We start from the raw sequence: 16099 nt of genomic DNA, 5'->3' as shown, positions 1-16099 counted from the left end.
AGCACCTGTTTACCCTTACCGCTTAAAACCACCAGGCTAGATGCCTGGTGGTCTGGAGAGACTTCATGTCGACCACGTCACCCCCACAAGAAGGTAAACGCAAGACCTTCGACCTGTATCGCGCCGTTTGGCGCTGGCACTTTTACGCCGGCCTTTTGGTTCTGCCGTTCATGATCACCCTGGCAATTACTGGGGGCCTTTATCTTTTCAAGGACGAACTGGATGCACTCATACACGCTGATGTGAAGCGCGTAGCCGTTCAAGAGGCGACGCTCCCTCCCTCTACGCTGGTAAGCGCAGCCCTTACGGCTCACCCTGGCACTGCCGTAAAATTCACCGACCCCGCCACGCCGAAAAGCTCGGCGGAGATCACAGTGAATACTGCCTCGGGCGAGCGGTTAGCCGTTTACGTCAATCCGTATACTGCCAATGTGCTGGGGGCGCTGGATGACCGCGGCACGGTGATGTGGACCGTTCGCTATCTGCACAGTTTGAAATACTTTGGACCTACAGCGCGCAAACTGATTGAAATAGCCGGCGGCTGGGCAACCCTGCTAGTGCTCACCGGCATTTACCTCTGGTGGCCACGGCGTAAAGGCAAAGGCGGCGTGATTAGCGTGCGCGGCAAGCCAAAAAGCCGCGTGTTCTGGCGTGATCTGCATGCCGTGCTGGGTATTTTTGTCGGTGGGTTTATCGTCTTTCTGGCGATCACCGGAATGCCTTGGTCGGGCGTGTGGGGCGCGCAGGTTAATCAGTGGGCTAACGGTAACAATTTCGGCTACCCCTCTGGTGTGCGCGTTGAAGTGCCCATGTCGGAAGCGCGTTTAAACGCGCAAAGCCCGACAAACTGGTCACTCGAACAGGCACAAATTCCAGAATCCACACAGGGACCAGGCCAGGCAACGAGCATTGGCCTTGACGGCGCTGTCGCCATCTTCGATGAGCTGGGATTGCATCATGGCTATGCGGTCAGCCTGCCCACCACAGAGACCGGCGTGTACACCGGATCAGTCTATCCTAATGACCTTAGCCAACAGCGCGTGGTGCATCTTGATCAGTACAGCGGCGAGCGCTTGATCGACATGAGCTACTCCGATTACGGGCCCCTGGGTCGCTGGTTGGAATTTGGTATCAACGTGCATATGGGCCAGCAGTTTGGTCTGGCCAACCAACTGCTCTTTTTGACCGTGTGCGTGGCGATTATCCTGCTGGCGGTATCGGCCGCAGTAATGTGGTGGAAGCGCCGCCCCTCACGCGCAATGGGCGTACCGCCACTACCGGCAGACAAACGCGTTTTCCGGGGTCTGATTGCCATTCTGGCGATAGGCGGATTGATTTTCCCGCTGGTAGGCGCGTCGTTGATCGTCATGCTGCTGCTTGATTGGCTGATTGTGCGCCCGCTCCAGGAGCGGAGGCTGGTTAACCAGCCAAGGTAACACCTCAGTTTCTATCACTCCCTCTTTCTGGCCCCCTTGGGGCCAGAAGCTCAGGTTTATCTAAATCTCAATTTACGCCTCTCGCTCTATCTTTCCCGCTACTCACACGCGCCACAGAATAGCCACTATCGGTATGCCTTCAAGTATCGAACGATGCCAGCGCAAGACCCGTTGATGCCTTGGCCAACTAAAGCGATACATTAATAGCGCATTTGCGCTTATTGCCTCATAAACTCATGCCTATTTCAGTCTACCTCAGCACGTTTATCCGCTTGACATTAAATTATTTGCGCCACAAACTTAGCCGAGGCTATACTTGTTTCCACAGCGCAAAATGATTACACGGAGTAACACTGCTTCGTCTACTATCTACCTCATGTCGAGTCTGGAGCTTAATAATGGCAACAAAACATGCTGTGATTCTATTGGGAATGCTGCCTTTCAGTACCTTGGCAGCGGCTGATGAAACGCCCCTCAACGTGGTGGCAACCATTGGCATGATTGCCGATGTGGCACAGGAGGTAGGCGGCGAATGCGTTAGCGTCCAGGCCATGATGGGCCCCGGGATCGACCCGCATCTTTTCCAGGCCAGCGCCAGCGATGTTTCGCTGTTGCGCGGCGCCGAACAGATTCTTTACTCGGGCTACGCCCTGGAAGGCCAGCTGGGTTCGGTGCTGGAAAATTTCTCTTCGCGCACCCCGACGCTTGCTGTCGCGCCCTCTTCGATCGACCCTTCATCGCTGATTACCGCGCAGGATATCTACGGCATCGATCCGCACCTGTGGATGGATGTTTCGCTTTGGGCGCAAACGCTGCCGACGCTAAGCGATACCTTTATTGAAGCGCGCCCCGACTGCGCGGATACTATTGAGGCCAACACCGAACGATACCAGACCGAACTGTTGGCGCTCCACAAGTGGGTCAAGGAGAGTATCGCGACCATTCCCGAGAGTCAGCGCGTGCTGGTGACCGCCCACGATGCGTTTAGCTACTATGGGCGCGCCTACGATATCGACGTTGAAGGTATTCAAGGCATCAGCACCGAAACCGAAACCGGCATTGCCGATATCCGCAACATGGCGACGAGTGTGGTAGAGCGCGACGTACCGGCGGTGTTCGTTGAAAGCACCATCAATCCGCGCACCGTCCAGGCGGTGATCGACGCGGCCAAGCAGCGTGGCCATGACGTTGTGGTTGGCGGCGAGCTTTATTCCGACGCCATGGGCGATGACGGTACCGTCGACGGCACCTATATGGGTATGATCTACCGTAATACCCAGCATATCGTTAACGCACTCGGCGGCACACTTTCCCCACTGCCCGATGAGCTCAACGACTGGGCAAGCGAGTGGCAGCTCGACCAACAGGGATAAAAGGGCATACTCTCGATGGTAACATCTGCAAGTGCCGAGCCCGCTCTCAGCATCAACAATTTGACCGTGAGCTATCACAACCAGCCCGTGCTTTGGGATATCAATCTCGATATCCCGGCGGGCGTGATGGCGGGAATTGTCGGCCCCAACGGCGCAGGCAAAAGCACGCTGATCAAAAGCCTTTTAGGGCTGGTGCCATCGCTTTCCGGCGAGGTGCTGGTGCACGGCAAGCCTTATGCCGCCCAGCGCAAGCGAGTGGGCTACGTGCCCCAGCGCTCGAGCGTGGATTGGGACTTTCCCACCACCGCGCTCGATGTGGTGACCATGGGCCTTTACGGGCGCCTTGGCTGGTTCAAGCGCCCCGGGCGCCGAGAACGTAAAGAGGCGATGGACGCGCTCGACATGGTCAGCATGAGCGAGCTTGCCCACCGCCAGATCAGCCAGCTTTCCGGCGGCCAGCAACAACGCGTGTTTCTGGCCCGCGCACTGGTGCAACAGGCCGACGTTTACTTTCTGGACGAACCCATGGCCGGGGTCGATGCCACCACCGAACGGGCGATCATCGATATACTGCGCCGCCTGCGTGATGCGGGAAAGACGCTTATCGTCGTCCACCACGATCTGCAAACTGTCGGTACCTACTTCGACTGGCTATTGCTACTGAACGTGCGCGTGATTGCCAGTGGCGACGCCAAAGACGTTTTCAAGATCGACAACCTCCGCCAGGCCTACGGCGGCCAGATCGCGCTGCTGGGTGACCACGAGTCATTAACGTTTCCCGCCTCAAAAGTGACCTGACCCATGCAGTGGCTCGAACTTCTATCGGATTATACCTTTCAAAACGTGGTGATCGGCGCCTCGCTTCTGGGCCTGATCAGCGGCCCCTTGGGCTGCTTTGCGGTGCTGCGCCGTCAAAGCCTGCTGGGCGACGCCATCTCCCACGCGGCTCTTCCGGGAATATGCCTGAGCTTCATCATTACCGGCAGCCGCGATATTGGCGGCATCATGATCGGCTCGCTTGCTACCGGCTCTCTTGCCGCGCTGATCATGCTGCTGCTCACCCGCAAAAGCCGCCTGAAAACCGATGCGGGGCTAGGCGTTTGCCTGAGCCTCTTCTTTGCCGTTGGTATCGTGCTGCTCACCTACATTCAAGGCACCAGCAACGCCGCCCAGGGCGGGCTTGAGGCCTTTTTATTCGGCCAGGCCGCCGCCACGCTGCGCTCGGATCTGTGGGTGATGGGTGGCGTGACGCTGGTAACGCTTTCGCTGCTCGCCGCCTTCTGGAAGCAGGCCAAGCTGGTCACGTTCGACGCCGAGTACGCCCGAACGCTTGGCATGCCCGCCACGGCCATCGAGGCGACACTGACCGCCATGGTCGCACTGGCGGTGGTGGTCGGCTTGCAGATGGTCGGCGTCATTTTGATGGCGGCGATGATCGTTGCCCCGGCGGCGGCCGCGCGCCAGTGGAGCCGCCACCTGGGCACCATGCTTGCCATCGCGGCGGGCGTGGGTATCGTCAGCGGAGTCTCCGGCGCGACGATCAGCACGCTGTCGCGCGGGCTTGCTACCGGCCCGCTGATCGTACTAACCGCCACGGCCATCGTGCTGCTGTCGCTGGCGCTGGCGCCAGGGCGCGGGCTTTTATGGGGCATCATGAAACACTACCTCCAGAAAGCCGAGCTTCAAAAACGCCAGCTTCTCTACACGCTATATAAACACCCGGCCCGGCCTGCATCACGGCGTTTATCGCTGAGCGCACGGCTCACCCTTGCCCTGTTAAAACGCCAAGGCTACCTGACCCGCTCACAAGGTGAAGCGGACTGGGGGCTGACGACAACAGGGCAGGCAAAAGCGCGCCAGGTGGTCGCCACGTTCGAGGAGGTCGCGCCATGATCGCAGAGCTTCTCAACAGTACCGCGCTTCCCATCATTCTGGTCGGCGCCATGGTGGGTATCGCCTCATCAGCGGTGGGCACGTTTTTGGTGCTGCGCGGCAACAGCATGCTGTCGGATGCCATCAGCCATTCGATCGTGTTCGGCATCGTGATCGTCTGGATACTGACCAAGCAGCAGAGCGGGCCGGTGCAGCTCATCGGCGCCGCGCTGACCGGGCTTTTGACAGTATTTCTCACCGAGGCGCTGGCCAATACCAAGCGGGTGAAGCAGGACGCCGCCATCGGACTGGTGTTCCCAGCACTCTTCTCCATTGGCGTGTTACTACTCAATATCTACGCCCACGACGTGCATATCGACACCCACACCGTGCTGTTGGGTGAAATCGGGTTTGTCTGGCTGGATACCGTCGAGCTTTTCGGCCTGCCGATTCCCCAGGCGCTGGTCTCGATGAGCGTAATGACGCTGCTCAACTACGCGTTTATCGGGCTCTTCTATAAAGAGCTGAAGCTCGCCACCTTCGATCCCGCGCTGGCCAAAACCTTTGGCTTCATGCCGACGATCCTGTTCTATGTACTTTTGATGCTGACCAGCTCCACCGCCGTGGCGGCCTTCGACGCCGTGGGGGCGGTGCTGTTCATCGCCTTTGCCATTGTTCCCGCCTCCGCCGCCTATTTGCTGACTGACCGCCTGTGGATGATGTTCATTTTCGGCGCGCTGATCTCGATCGCCTCGAGCATTTCCGGCTATTTCCTCGCGGTGCATTTCAACGTCTCCATCGGTGGCATGATGGCGGTAATGACCGGCGTATTTCTGATACTGGCCTTTTTGGGCGGGCCGCGCTACGGGCTGATTACCCAAATGCTGAAGCGCCGCCGGGCGCGGCAGGCGCCGATGGAGCCGCCTTCATTGTTTTGAAAGGCTAAACGCCAGACCAGGGCGCCACTTGCAACGACGAAGACGCACGCTTTTATAAAGGCCCTATCCACGTGAGCGCTCGTTCAGTATTACTAGCGCACCAGTAATAAGCGCTCGCATACCTTCCTCTAATTCCGCCTCCATTTCGGCCTCCTCCAGGCCGCGGCTCGCCCCCTCGACAGGCTCTTTCCCCACTACCGAATAAATCGTATCGGCGACGGAAAAGCATTGAAAAGCTATAGTCGCCAGAAGCCAGCGAGCTTGCTCCTGGGAGATATCATAAACCTCAGCAATATGGTTTTGATGTGCACGAATTTTTTCAATCATGGGCTGAGTGGCAGCCAAGCGACGGATCACATAGGGCGTTAATCCTGGGTGAGCTTTGACAAACTCGCTTATCGATGCGGCAAAAGTGGATAGATACTCTTTCAATTCCCCGGGCGCATCATTGGAAGCTCGTGGAATATTCCAACGTTGAAATATTTCTTCGGCCACTAAGCATTTCAGCGCCTTTAAATTGGGCACATGCTTATAAAGCGCCATATGGCTGATGCCTAGCGCGCTGGCCACCCCGACAAAGGTGATGTTGGGTAGGCCGATTTCGATACCCGCATTCGCAATACGCTCAAGCGTGATGGTAGGCGGCCGCCCGCGTGCTTTAACTGGCTGTTGCGTGGTCATATTGCATCCTTAATCGCTGACGTTCCTTATCTAGCCACTCACTCACTTTAGGGTCAATTAGTTGATTGGCATGCAATTATATTAATTAGTTTATTGCCATGAAACTAATTATCTATTAGCCTATTTAAACGCGACTAATTCTCGTTACAAACTACTGCTATGCAGGTTCGATAATCCCCTATGGCCGAGTCATAACGCTTCATGAGCACGCACGATACATCGAGATCCCAAGGTAAGAGCCCCATCAGCCAAGTGTTGGCCCCTATACGCACACGGCTTTTTGCCGCGGCAATGCTGGCGGGCATCGGCACGATATTAACGATGGTGCCGCTTGCCGGTATGGCACATATCGCCAAGATTCTTGTGTCTGATCCAGGCGCCGCCTGGGAGTTATCAACCGCCAGCATGCGTGAAATCGGCTGGGTGGTAGCAGCCAGCATCGTGAGCCTCTTTGTCGGCATGGGGTGCATGTTTCTCGGCGAGCTGGTAGCGCACCTGGCGGATAACAAACTCACCTACCAGCTACGCTTGGCTGTTATGCGACGCTTGTCCCAAGCACCGCTTGGCTGGTTTACCAGCCGCGCATCCGGCGACGTAAAACAGGCGATGCAAGACGATATTGCGACGCTGCACAGCCTGACCGCGCACTTTTACACGGCGGTAGGACGCGCGTTTGGCGCCTTACTGATCTCGGTGGTCTACCTGATCATGCTGGATTGGAAAATCGCCGTTATTACGTTACTGCCTCTTCCCGGTTTCTTTCTTTTCCTGCGCCGACTCATGCAAGCCAGCAAAGCCAATATGGGTGAGTTTATTGCCCAGCTTGAGCGCATGAATAACGCCATTAATGAATTTGTCTGCGGCATTCCCGTCGTCAAGGCCTTCGGTACGACCGGACAAGCCTATCGTGGCTACCAAGCAGCAGTGGATAGCTTTGCCCATGCATTTGAGCAATTTACCCGCCCTCTGGTCGCTTCTATGGCACATGTTCATGCGATGGTGACAACGGTGACGATATTGGGACTGGCGCTCACGGTTGGCATATTTTGCGTCGCCAACGGCTGGTCAGAACCGGTCGATCTGTTGCCATTCATTCTAGTAGCCCCCGGTATCTGTGCTCCGTTACTGCTGCTGCATACCTTGCTGCACGACTTAGGCAGTGCCGTTGGCGCCGCCCAACGCGTCATGGCACTGCTTGAAACGCCGGTATTGCCATCAATCCCCTCCAGTGAGTGCCAGCTCCCCAACGATCATGAAGTTCGCTTTGAAAATGTCAGTTACGTCTATAACAATGCCCAAAACGGGCTATCGAACCTGCACTTTACTCTTGCACCTGGCAGCGTTACGGCGATTGTTGGCCCTTCGGGGGCAGGCAAATCCACCCTGGCACGCCTGATGCTGCGCTTTTTTGACCCCACCCATGGGCGCATTACGTTAGGCGGGGTGGATCTGCGCCATCTTGAGATGTCAACGCTCTACCAGCGGATTGGTTTTGTTCTGCAGGACGTGCGTCTGATCCATGCCAGCATTCGAGACAACATTGCGTTGGGCCGCCCTTCGGCCAGCCAACAGGAAATCGAGGATGCCGCTCGCGCGGCGAATATTCACGAACGTATCGCCGCACTCCCTAACGGCTATCGATCGATGGTTGGCGAGGATATTCAACTGTCAGGTGGCGAGCAACAGCGCGTCAGTATTGCCCGCGCCATGTTACTTGATCCGCCTCTATTGGTGCTGGACGAGCCGACAGCAGCGGTTGACGCCAGCAATGAGCTGGCCATCCAGCAGGCTCTGTCGCGTTTAACCCGGGGGCGGACGCTTGTGATTATTTCGCATCACCTAAAGTCGATCATCCACGCCGACCATATTCTGGTACTCGATGGCGGCACGGTTGCTGAGCAAGGCAATCACGACCAGCTACTGGCCAGCAATGACCTTTATGCTCGCCTTTGGGCACTGGAAGAGAAAACAAACTCACTGGAATCGAAGGTGGCAGCGTGCTGAAAATGCTCAATCAACTGCTTGGCGAAGACACCGCGCTCTTGCGTCGCTATCTCGGTCTGGTCACTGTCTATGGTGTGCTAAGCGGTCTGACCATCTTGGCCCTTATCCCTCTTCTCTATTACCTCCTGATTGGCCAACTCAGTGTGGCCACCACATGGCTAGTAGTGCTGCTTTTCGGCATCCTAATCTGTTGGGGAGTGCGATGGCACGTGGAGCAGGCAGGCGTCCGTGTCGGCGTCGCCATCTTGCAGTCGGGCCGCCATCGCCTTGGCGAACACGTGATCCATCTGCCGGTTGGCTGGTTTACCGCGACAAATACCGCGCGCCTTAGCCATGTAACCACGCAGGGTATGATGGCGGTGGCCCAGCTTCCTGCTCACGTCTTTACACCGGTGATCAGCGGGCTTGTCACGCCTATCGTTCTCCTTGCCGCGCTATTGGTGTTGCATGCACCGCTGGGCATTGCGGCGCTGGTCGCGCTGCCGCTACTTTTGGGGGTTTTATTACTCACCGCCAAGCTTGCCCAGCATGCCGACAGGGCCTTCCAGCAACACTTTTCTGATACCAGTCAGCGCATGGTCGAGTTCGCCAGTGCCCAGACAGTCTTACGCGCCTTTAGTGGGAACAACCACAGCACACGCTTCTTAGAACAGGCCATGGAACAACAGCACCGCTCGGGAACAAGGCTGGCTTGCCTATCGGCACTTTCGGCGCTGCTCAATGCCTGGGCAGTGCAGACAGTCTTTGCCGTGCTGCTGATCGTCACAACCCTGTGGATCAATACGCTTTTGGAAGGATCACTGACGGCAGCGAGCATTATAAGCGTCATCATTGCGCTGGTACTGGTAAGCCGGTTCGTCGAACCGCTGCTGGACATCGCTCAACACAGCGACATTTTGCGTAGTGCAAGGGGGCAACTCGAAGAGATCCAGGCGATTTTCGACGCTGCCCCCCTAACCGAGCCAACGGTCCCTCAGCCACCGCGCGATGCCTCCATCGAATTGAGAGCCGTCCGCTTTCGCTATGCGCCGCATGAGCCCGACGTGCTCAACGGGGTTAGCCTATCTATCACGCCCGGTAGCATGACCGCATTGATCGGTGAGTCAGGTTCAGGCAAGACCACTCTGGCGCGCCTGGTCGCGAGATTTTTCGATGCAGATCACGGTAGTGTGCTCGTCGGCGGCGTGGACGTCCGCGATATGTCTAGTACCCAGCTGGCGGATCACGTCAGCCAGATCTTCCAGGAGAGCTACCTGTTTGCCGGCAGCATTGCTGACAATATTCGCTTTGGCCATCCCGACGCCAGCGATGCCGACCTGATGGACGCCGTGCGTCTGGCCGGTGTCATCGAGATCGTCGAACGCCTGCCCCAAGGATTGGACACACCAGTGGGCGAGGGAGGCGCCCGCCTTTCCGGCGGCGAACGGCAGCGTATCGCCATCGCCCGAGCACTCATTAAGAATGCGCCCATTCTGCTGGTGGATGAAGCGACTGCCGCACTGGATGCGGAAAATCAAGCCATCATTACCCAGGCGCTGGTGCGACTGAGAGGCCAACGTACGCTATTGGTGATCGCCCACCAACTCTCTACGGTGAGCATGGCTGATCAGATCATCGTGCTAGATGACGGACGCATCATTGAGCAAGGCGCGCCCGATGAACTGCTCGCTCAGCAGGGGCGATACGCCACGTTTCTTGACCAACGCCAAACCACCAAAGGGTGGCGCATCACCCCGGATAAAACGGGAGAAACCTCACAGTGATGCGCGTGTATCTGCCTCTCCTGTTTGTATTGCTGTGCGGGATGTCATTACTGACAGGCGCGCGGCAGATAAGCGGGTACCAACTTATCACCCTGTCAGATGATGCTTGGTTGACGTTGACGGCCAGCCGACTGCCGCGCCTGATCACGGTGTCCTTGACCGGAGTGGGCCTCGCGATTTGCGGTGTGATTTTGCAGCATATCGTGCGCAATAAGTTCGTGGAGCCCGCCACCTCGGGTGGGCTTGATGCCGCCAAACTGGGCATTCTCGTATCGCTGTCTCTAATGCCTACGGCTGGCGCTGGATCACGAATGCTTGCAGCCCTGCTCTTCTGCTTCGCTGCGAATGTTGTCTTTATCGCTATCGTTCGCCGCATCAAGTTCACCAACACGGTACTGGTTCCCGTCATCGGTTTGATGTACGGCGGCGTGCTAAGCGCCCTAGCCGAGTTCTACGCCTACCGCCATAACATCCTGCAAAGCATGCAGGGCTGGCTGCTGGGAGATTTTTCAAAGATCGTCCAGGGCCATTACGAAATCATCTACCTAATCCTGCCGGTCGTTGTGCTCGCCTACGTCTACGCTCATCGCTTCACGGTGCTGGGCATGGGCGAAGACATGGCGACGAGTTTAGGCGTGAACTATCTCGTCACCTCCGCCATTGGGCTGATGCTGGTGGCCATTACTGTCTCGGTCACGGTCATCGCGGTGGGCGCCATCCCCTTTGTCGGATTAGTGGTTCCCAATCTGGTAGCGCTCTACTACGGCGATAACCTGGCTCGCACCCTACCCGCCGTAGCACTGTCGGGGGCAACACTGCTGCTGGTCTGCGACATTGCGGGACGCCTGCTGATCTATCCCTTTGAAGTGCCCATCGGCTTAACGTCGGCTTGTGTCGGAGGCGTGCTGTTTCTGATCCTGATTGTCAGGAGGGCACAGTGATGACTATCAAAGCTCGCCACACCGTTTGGGCGGCCGTGATCGCTCTTGCGCTCGCTTTTGTCTTTGTACGCTCCGGTTTCGACTTCGAGTATGTGATACCGAAACGACTTGAGCGCTTGGCCACCATGGTGATCGGTGGCATTTGTGTCGCCTGGTCCGCCATTACGTTTCAGAGCCTTACCGGTAACCGGATATTAACGCCTGCCATCATGGGCTATGAGGCCGTCTATCTGCTGTTTCAGGCCCTGTTGATGCTGGTGCTGGGCACCCACAGTCTGATGGTGCTCGGCGAGCATGGCAACGCCGCACTCTCGGTCCTGCTGATGCTTGGCTACTCCTGGACGCTGCATCGATGGCTGTTTAGAGACGGCAGAGACAATGTCTATTTCCTGCTGCTGGTAGGACTGGTACTGACAATGGTCATTACCACTTTCACACAGTTCGTTCAGCTCAAAATGAGTCCAGGCGAGTTTTCCATTCTGATGGGTTACAGCCAAGCCGCTTTCGGTAACGCCAGCACCACACAACTGCTATACGCCACACTGATCGTGGCCGCGATTTGTCTGGTGGGACTGAAAAGCCTCCCAATGCTAGATGTGCTCTTGCTGGGCAGAGAGCAGGCCATGTCACTTGGCATCGATTATCGACGCTGCGTGCAACACCAGCTCTTTCTGATCGCCTCGCTGGTGGCTGTATCGACCAGCCTGCTTGGCCCCACGGCGTTCATGGGCATTTTCGTGGCCAATACGGCCTATGCGCTTGCAGGCACTTACCGTCATCGGGTCACGCTACCGGTGGGTTGTGCCCTCGCCATCGCCCTTTTCATCCTCGCCCAACTGCTGGTCGAACATCTCTTCAACTACACAACCACCGTCGGCATCCTCGTCAACCTCGTATGTGGGGCTTACTTCCTGTCGCTGATGGTGCGTACGCGAGGCGCAGCATGATCACGGTTCAAGACCTTCATAAAACCTACGGCGACCGTTCGGTGCTATCGGCGATCAATCTCTGCTTTCCATCAGGTCAGTTGACGTCCCTGGTGGGCCCCAACGGCGCGGGTAAGACGACGCTTCTGATGATGCTCGCGAGACTACTTAAGCCCTCTCGGGGGGATATTCGACTCGACGGCTCCCAGGTAACGCGCATTCCCATCAGCGAGTATGCCAGGCAGGTGGCCACGCTACGCCAGACGCCTGAGTTCAACCTACGCCTGACCGTCGAGGAGTTGGTCGCCTTTGGCCGCTTTCCCTATAGCCGTGGCACACTCACTCGGCACGACCATCGTGTGATTGACGACGCCCTGTCGTTTCTATCGCTGACGGCACTACGCGGTGCTTATCTGAACGAGCTCAGCGGCGGCCAACGCCAGATGGCGTTCCTGGCCATGACCATTGCACAGCAAACCGATTACCTGCTGCTCGACGAGCCACTGAATAACCTCGATATCAAACATGCCGTTCAGATCATGCAGGCTCTTCGCCGTCTCTGCGACGAGCATGGACGAACGGTCATCCTGGTCGTTCATGACATCAACTTTGCCGCCAACTACTCCGATTACATCGTCGCCATGAAGGATGGGGAAGTGCACTGCGATGGCAACGTCACCGACGTCATCACCGAACGGCGCTTGAGTGAGCTTTACGGACTGAAGTTCGACATCGCCCATAACGAACGCGGTTATCTATGTAATTACTTCAAGCCCTCAGGAAACCTGGAATGAAACGATCTCTAAACAACCGCTTGGCACGCCTTCTCCCACTCGCCTTGGTGGCGTTGCTACAAGGGTGCGATCAGCCCTCAGCCAACAATATGTCCGCACAGGAGGCCATAACACCGATCACGATTCACCACGCGCTGGGAAGCACCGTGATCGATCACCGTCCACACCGGGTAGCGGCATTAGACATGAATGAAGTCGATTTTCTGGATCAGTTGGACGTTCCGGTGGTGGGCATGCCAAAGGACTTTATTCCCCATTTTCTGGAGAAGTATCGAGACGACCCGACGATTGAAGATCTGGGCGCTATCGTACGCCCTAACCTTGAGCGAGTGCATCGCGCTAACCCTGACCTCATTCTTATGACGTCGTTACAGGCCAACGACTATAACGAGCTGACTCAGATCGCACCCACGCTGCACTTTGACGTGGATTACCGCAACAGTCAGACCAACCACATTGACTTTGTCATGGATCATCTCATGGATCTTGGGCAGATCTTTGGCAAACAGAAATTGGCCCGTCAGCGGGCAGCCGAGCTGGTTCATACCGTCGAGGAGGTCCGGCGTGTTACCCAAGGCCGCCCTGAGAAAGCCCTTATCCTGCTGCATAATAATGGGGCCTTCCACTCCTTTGGCGTGCAGTCACGCTACGGCTTCATCTTCACTGAATTCGGCGTTGCCCCCGCCGCTCCCGACATCGATACCGGCCTGCACGGCCAGCCGGTTTCTAGCGAATTCATCCAGCAGGCCGACCCCGACATCATCTATGTCGTGGATCGTACTGCCGTAATGGAGCACCGGCCCACCATGAGTACCGACAGCCTGGCCAACCCCCTATTACGCCAAACTAACGCCTGGCGAAATGACCGGGTGGTCTTTGTCGACCCCGAAGCCTGGTATGTCACCGCCGCCAGCGTCAGCGCTCTGGCGATCATCGCGGATGACATTATCGACGGCTACCGGCACTAGCAGACCATAGCACTAAAGCACTAAAGCACCTAAAAAAACGCTTTCATCGACTGCTTCAATGCGCCTTTTAACAGGCGCTCAATTGAAGCGGTGTAGTTCCTCTGTGTTTAAAAATGGAGATCGACATGCCCTTACATTGCCACCACCGTCCCCTACAGCCGACGAGAGCACTACATTGCGCCTCTTGCTCAAACCCTTTATCGCTCGTCAGGAGCGCATTTCTGCTCGCTCTGAGCGCGAGTGCTGTCATGCTGCTGTCTTCACAAGCTCTCGCACAGGCCCAGGAGACCGAGACCCGCAGTACTACTGCCCTAGCACCCATCACCGTACACGGAGAAGCGACATCCGTTAACGATACGTATGCCGGCGGCCAAGTCACCTACAGCAACCGGGCGGGCTTCCTGGGGAAAAGAGACTTCATGGAGACGCCTTTCAATGCCATCAGCTATACGGATCGCTTTATCCAGGATCAACAAGCTCAGAGTATTACCGATGTAATTGCAGCGACGGATCCGAGTGTCTTCAGCAACGGCGTCACCAGTGCCTGGAGCGAAACCTATTCGATCCGTGGTTTTGACGCCAGCACACGTGACGTCACGTTCGGTGGTCTGGCCGGGATGGCCCCCTACTACCGTACGTCTCCAGAAATGTTCGAGCGTATCGAGGTGCTCAAGGGGCCTTCGGCACTACTCAACGGGATGCCGCCAGGTGGCTCCGTTGGCGGTGCCATTAACCTGGTTCCCAAACGGGCTGGCGATGAACCGTTGACGCGTTTCACCACCACGTATATGTCCGACGCCCAGATTGGCGGGCACCTTGATGTCGGCCGACGCCTGGGTGACGACCAGCAGTTTGGCGTTCGCGTTAACGGCGTATACCGCGACGGCGAGGGGGCTGTGGATAACCAGACACCAAAGGTTCAAATGGGCTCTCTGGGGTTGGACTGGCGCGGTGATCACGCTCGACTATCAGCCGACTTGTACAGTGCGGACGACCATATTGATGGACCCGCTCGAGGTATCAACCTGGCCCCCGGCCTGGCAGTTCCGACGCCTCCCGCCCCCGATACACTGATCAACCCGGACTGGGCCTTTGCCGACACGCGCGACAAGGGGGCCATATTGCGTGGCGAATTCGACTTTACCGACGAGATCATGGGGTACGCGTCAATAGGTCAAAGCGAAACCAATTACACCTACAACGGTGCCATGTCAGCCCAGGTGCTTGATGATCAAGGCAACTATCGCACAAGCGTTGGTCAGCTTGCCTTCGATGTCGAAAAAACATCGGCGGAAGTCGGGGTTCGCGGTCACTTCCAGACCGGCGCTGTCAGTCACGACATCAGCGTCAATGCCACCCATTATGAGCACGAGCAGCACGATTACGGGCGCAGAAGCGTTCCCGATGCGGACTGGATCACCAACCTATACAATCCGCAATGGGGCCCCGCCGCTGATTTCATTACACCGCACATCATGCATACAGAGCTACGCTTGAACAGCTACGGTTTGGCAGACACGCTCTCGTTTGCCGATGATCGCATACAGCTGACGCTCGGCGCCCGACGCCAGGAAGTGGTGAGCGACACCTACAGCGTGATGACCGGCACACGTATCTCCCGCTATGATGAAAGCGCGGTCACACCCGCCGCAGCACTACTTTTCAAAGCGACCGACCAGGTATCGCTCTACGCCAACTATATCGAGGGGCTCAGCCAGGGGGCCACGGCACCTATGACTGCCGCCAACGCTGGTGAGGTGTTCGAGCCTTACAAGACCAAACAGAGCGAGGTTGGCGTGAAACTTGATCTGGGTGATTTTTCACACACGCTTAGCCTGTATGAAATAAAGCGGCCCAGCAGCTACACCGACCTGGCAACCAATATCTTCTCGGTTGGGGGCGAGCAGCGGAACCGAGGAGTGGAGTGGAGTTTCTTCGGCAGTCCTCTCAGCAACCTGCGCCTGATGGGGGGCATCGCTTATGTAAACCCAGAAATCACGCGCGCCGCGAGCGATGAAGAACAAGGCAATCAGGCAACCGGCGTACCAGACCTGCAAGCCAAGCTAGGCACTGAATGGGATCTATCCGTAGCACCAGGGCTGACACTGACCGCTAATGCCACCGCGATGTCAGAGCAGTACATTAATAGTGACAACTCCCTATCAGTACCCGGACACACTATTTATGACGTTGGAGCACGCTACGCCTCTAACCTTTCCGGCTATCCACTCACACTGCGTGCCACTGTTAACAATGTGACCGATAAAACGTACTGGGCAATGCCACAACTCTCAAGCCTCGCATTAGGCGCCCCCCGCACCTTTATGTTTTCGGCCTCACTGGACTTCTAGACGACTGTAACAAGCGGTGCTAATGCCATAACACCGAATATTTTTCACTACT

General features: G+C 56.9%; 13 protein-coding genes. 12 read left to right on the top strand and 1 reads right to left on the bottom strand.

Annotated elements, in window-relative coordinates; genetic code table 11:
• The first annotated feature begins 65 nt into the window (after window positions 1-65).
• The 5 genes from CZ787_RS15180 (at window position 66) to CZ787_RS15160 (ending at window position 5619) form a co-directional block, all read left to right on the top strand.
• The gene (locus CZ787_RS15180) at window positions 66-1436 is read left to right on the top strand and encodes a PepSY-associated TM helix domain-containing protein (protein WP_087110715.1); all 1371 of its coding nucleotides are present in this window, start codon (window positions 66-68) and stop codon (window positions 1434-1436) included.
• 398 nt (window positions 1437-1834) lie between these two features.
• On the top strand, window positions 1835-2809 hold the full coding sequence (locus CZ787_RS15175; RefSeq protein ID WP_087110713.1) for a metal ABC transporter solute-binding protein, Zn/Mn family: 975 nt from the start codon (window positions 1835-1837) through the stop codon (window positions 2807-2809).
• Window positions 2810-2824: 15 nt separating this feature from the next.
• The gene (locus CZ787_RS15170) at window positions 2825-3607 is read left to right on the top strand and encodes a metal ABC transporter ATP-binding protein (RefSeq protein WP_087110711.1); all 783 of its coding nucleotides are present in this window, start codon (window positions 2825-2827) and stop codon (window positions 3605-3607) included.
• 3 nt (window positions 3608-3610) lie between these two features.
• Complete coding sequence (locus CZ787_RS15165) at window positions 3611-4702, top strand: metal ABC transporter permease (protein WP_087110709.1); 1092 nt, start codon at window positions 3611-3613, stop codon at window positions 4700-4702.
• Entirely contained in the window at window positions 4699-5619 is a 921-nt protein-coding gene (locus CZ787_RS15160) for a metal ABC transporter permease (protein WP_087110707.1), read from the top strand. Before CZ787_RS15165 ends, CZ787_RS15160 begins: the two co-directional genes overlap by 4 nt.
• Before the next feature lie 63 nt (window positions 5620-5682).
• Here CZ787_RS15160 and CZ787_RS15155 read toward each other — a convergent pair whose 3' ends face one another.
• Window positions 5683-6300, bottom strand: a complete 618-nt coding sequence (locus CZ787_RS15155) for a TetR/AcrR family transcriptional regulator (protein ID WP_087110705.1) — start codon at window positions 6298-6300, stop codon at window positions 5683-5685.
• A 201-nt stretch (window positions 6301-6501) separates the two neighbouring features.
• On the opposite strand from CZ787_RS15155, the gene CZ787_RS15150 reads away from it, so the two are divergent.
• The 7 genes from CZ787_RS15150 (at window position 6502) to CZ787_RS15120 (ending at window position 16047) form a co-directional block, all read left to right on the top strand.
• Complete coding sequence (locus tag CZ787_RS15150; protein WP_087110703.1) at window positions 6502-8304, top strand: ABC transporter ATP-binding protein; 1803 nt, start codon at window positions 6502-6504, stop codon at window positions 8302-8304.
• Window positions 8305-8306: 2 nt separating this feature from the next.
• On the top strand, window positions 8307-10067 hold the full coding sequence (locus CZ787_RS15145) for an ABC transporter ATP-binding protein (protein ID WP_225733845.1): 1761 nt from the start codon (window positions 8307-8309) through the stop codon (window positions 10065-10067).
• Entirely contained in the window at window positions 10067-11008 is a 942-nt protein-coding gene (locus tag CZ787_RS15140) for an ABC transporter permease (RefSeq protein WP_087110699.1), read from the top strand. Before CZ787_RS15145 ends, CZ787_RS15140 begins: the two co-directional genes overlap by 1 nt.
• On the top strand, window positions 11008-11955 hold the full coding sequence (locus tag CZ787_RS15135) for an iron chelate uptake ABC transporter family permease subunit (protein ID WP_087110697.1): 948 nt from the start codon (window positions 11008-11010) through the stop codon (window positions 11953-11955). Before CZ787_RS15140 ends, CZ787_RS15135 begins: the two co-directional genes overlap by 1 nt.
• Entirely contained in the window at window positions 11952-12728 is a 777-nt protein-coding gene (locus CZ787_RS15130; RefSeq protein ID WP_087110694.1) for an ABC transporter ATP-binding protein, read from the top strand. The genes CZ787_RS15135 and CZ787_RS15130 overlap by 4 nt, the downstream gene beginning before the upstream one ends.
• Window positions 12725-13696 carry a siderophore ABC transporter substrate-binding protein gene (locus tag CZ787_RS15125; protein ID WP_087110692.1) on the top strand — a complete coding sequence of 324 codons (972 nt, stop codon included), beginning with the start codon at window positions 12725-12727 and terminating at the stop codon, window positions 13694-13696. The genes CZ787_RS15130 and CZ787_RS15125 overlap by 4 nt, the downstream gene beginning before the upstream one ends.
• Window positions 13697-13944: 248 nt before the next feature.
• The gene (locus tag CZ787_RS15120; protein ID WP_303393867.1) at window positions 13945-16047 is read left to right on the top strand and encodes a TonB-dependent receptor; all 2103 of its coding nucleotides are present in this window, start codon (window positions 13945-13947) and stop codon (window positions 16045-16047) included.
• The last annotated feature ends 52 nt before the right edge of the window (window positions 16048-16099 follow it).

Source organism: Halomonas citrativorans, assembly GCF_900163645.1.
In the GTDB taxonomy this organism is placed as follows: domain Bacteria; phylum Pseudomonadota; class Gammaproteobacteria; order Pseudomonadales; family Halomonadaceae; genus Vreelandella; species Vreelandella citrativorans.
The sequence above is the reverse complement of the archived record's forward strand: the minus strand, read 5'-3'. Positions and strand labels throughout refer to the sequence as shown.

Bases quoted from the DNA above. Each gene is read 5' to 3' on its own strand.
- CZ787_RS15170 (WP_087110711.1), top strand. From the start codon at position 2,825: ATGGTAACATCTGCAAGTGCCGAGCCCGCTCTCAGCATCAACAATTTG.
- CZ787_RS15150 (WP_087110703.1), top strand. From the start codon at position 6,502: ATGAGCACGCACGATACATCGAGATCCCAAGGTAAGAGCCCCATCAGC.
- CZ787_RS15145 (WP_225733845.1), top strand. From the start codon at position 8,307: ATGCTCAATCAACTGCTTGGCGAAGACACCGCGCTCTTGCGTCGCTAT.
- CZ787_RS15180 (WP_087110715.1), top strand. From the start codon at position 66: ATGTCGACCACGTCACCCCCACAAGAAGGTAAACGCAAGACCTTCGAC.
- CZ787_RS15155 (WP_087110705.1), bottom strand. From the start codon at position 6,300: ATGACCACGCAACAGCCAGTTAAAGCACGCGGGCGGCCGCCTACCATC.
- CZ787_RS15160 (WP_087110707.1), top strand. From the start codon at position 4,699: ATGATCGCAGAGCTTCTCAACAGTACCGCGCTTCCCATCATTCTGGTC.
- CZ787_RS15140 (WP_087110699.1), top strand. From the start codon at position 10,067: ATGCGCGTGTATCTGCCTCTCCTGTTTGTATTGCTGTGCGGGATGTCA.
- CZ787_RS15125 (WP_087110692.1), top strand. From the start codon at position 12,725: ATGAAACGATCTCTAAACAACCGCTTGGCACGCCTTCTCCCACTCGCC.
- CZ787_RS15135 (WP_087110697.1), top strand. From the start codon at position 11,008: ATGACTATCAAAGCTCGCCACACCGTTTGGGCGGCCGTGATCGCTCTT.
- CZ787_RS15175 (WP_087110713.1), top strand. From the start codon at position 1,835: ATGGCAACAAAACATGCTGTGATTCTATTGGGAATGCTGCCTTTCAGT.
- CZ787_RS15165 (WP_087110709.1), top strand. From the start codon at position 3,611: ATGCAGTGGCTCGAACTTCTATCGGATTATACCTTTCAAAACGTGGTG.
- CZ787_RS15120 (WP_303393867.1), top strand. From the start codon at position 13,945: ATGCTGCTGTCTTCACAAGCTCTCGCACAGGCCCAGGAGACCGAGACC.
- CZ787_RS15130 (WP_087110694.1), top strand. From the start codon at position 11,952: ATGATCACGGTTCAAGACCTTCATAAAACCTACGGCGACCGTTCGGTG.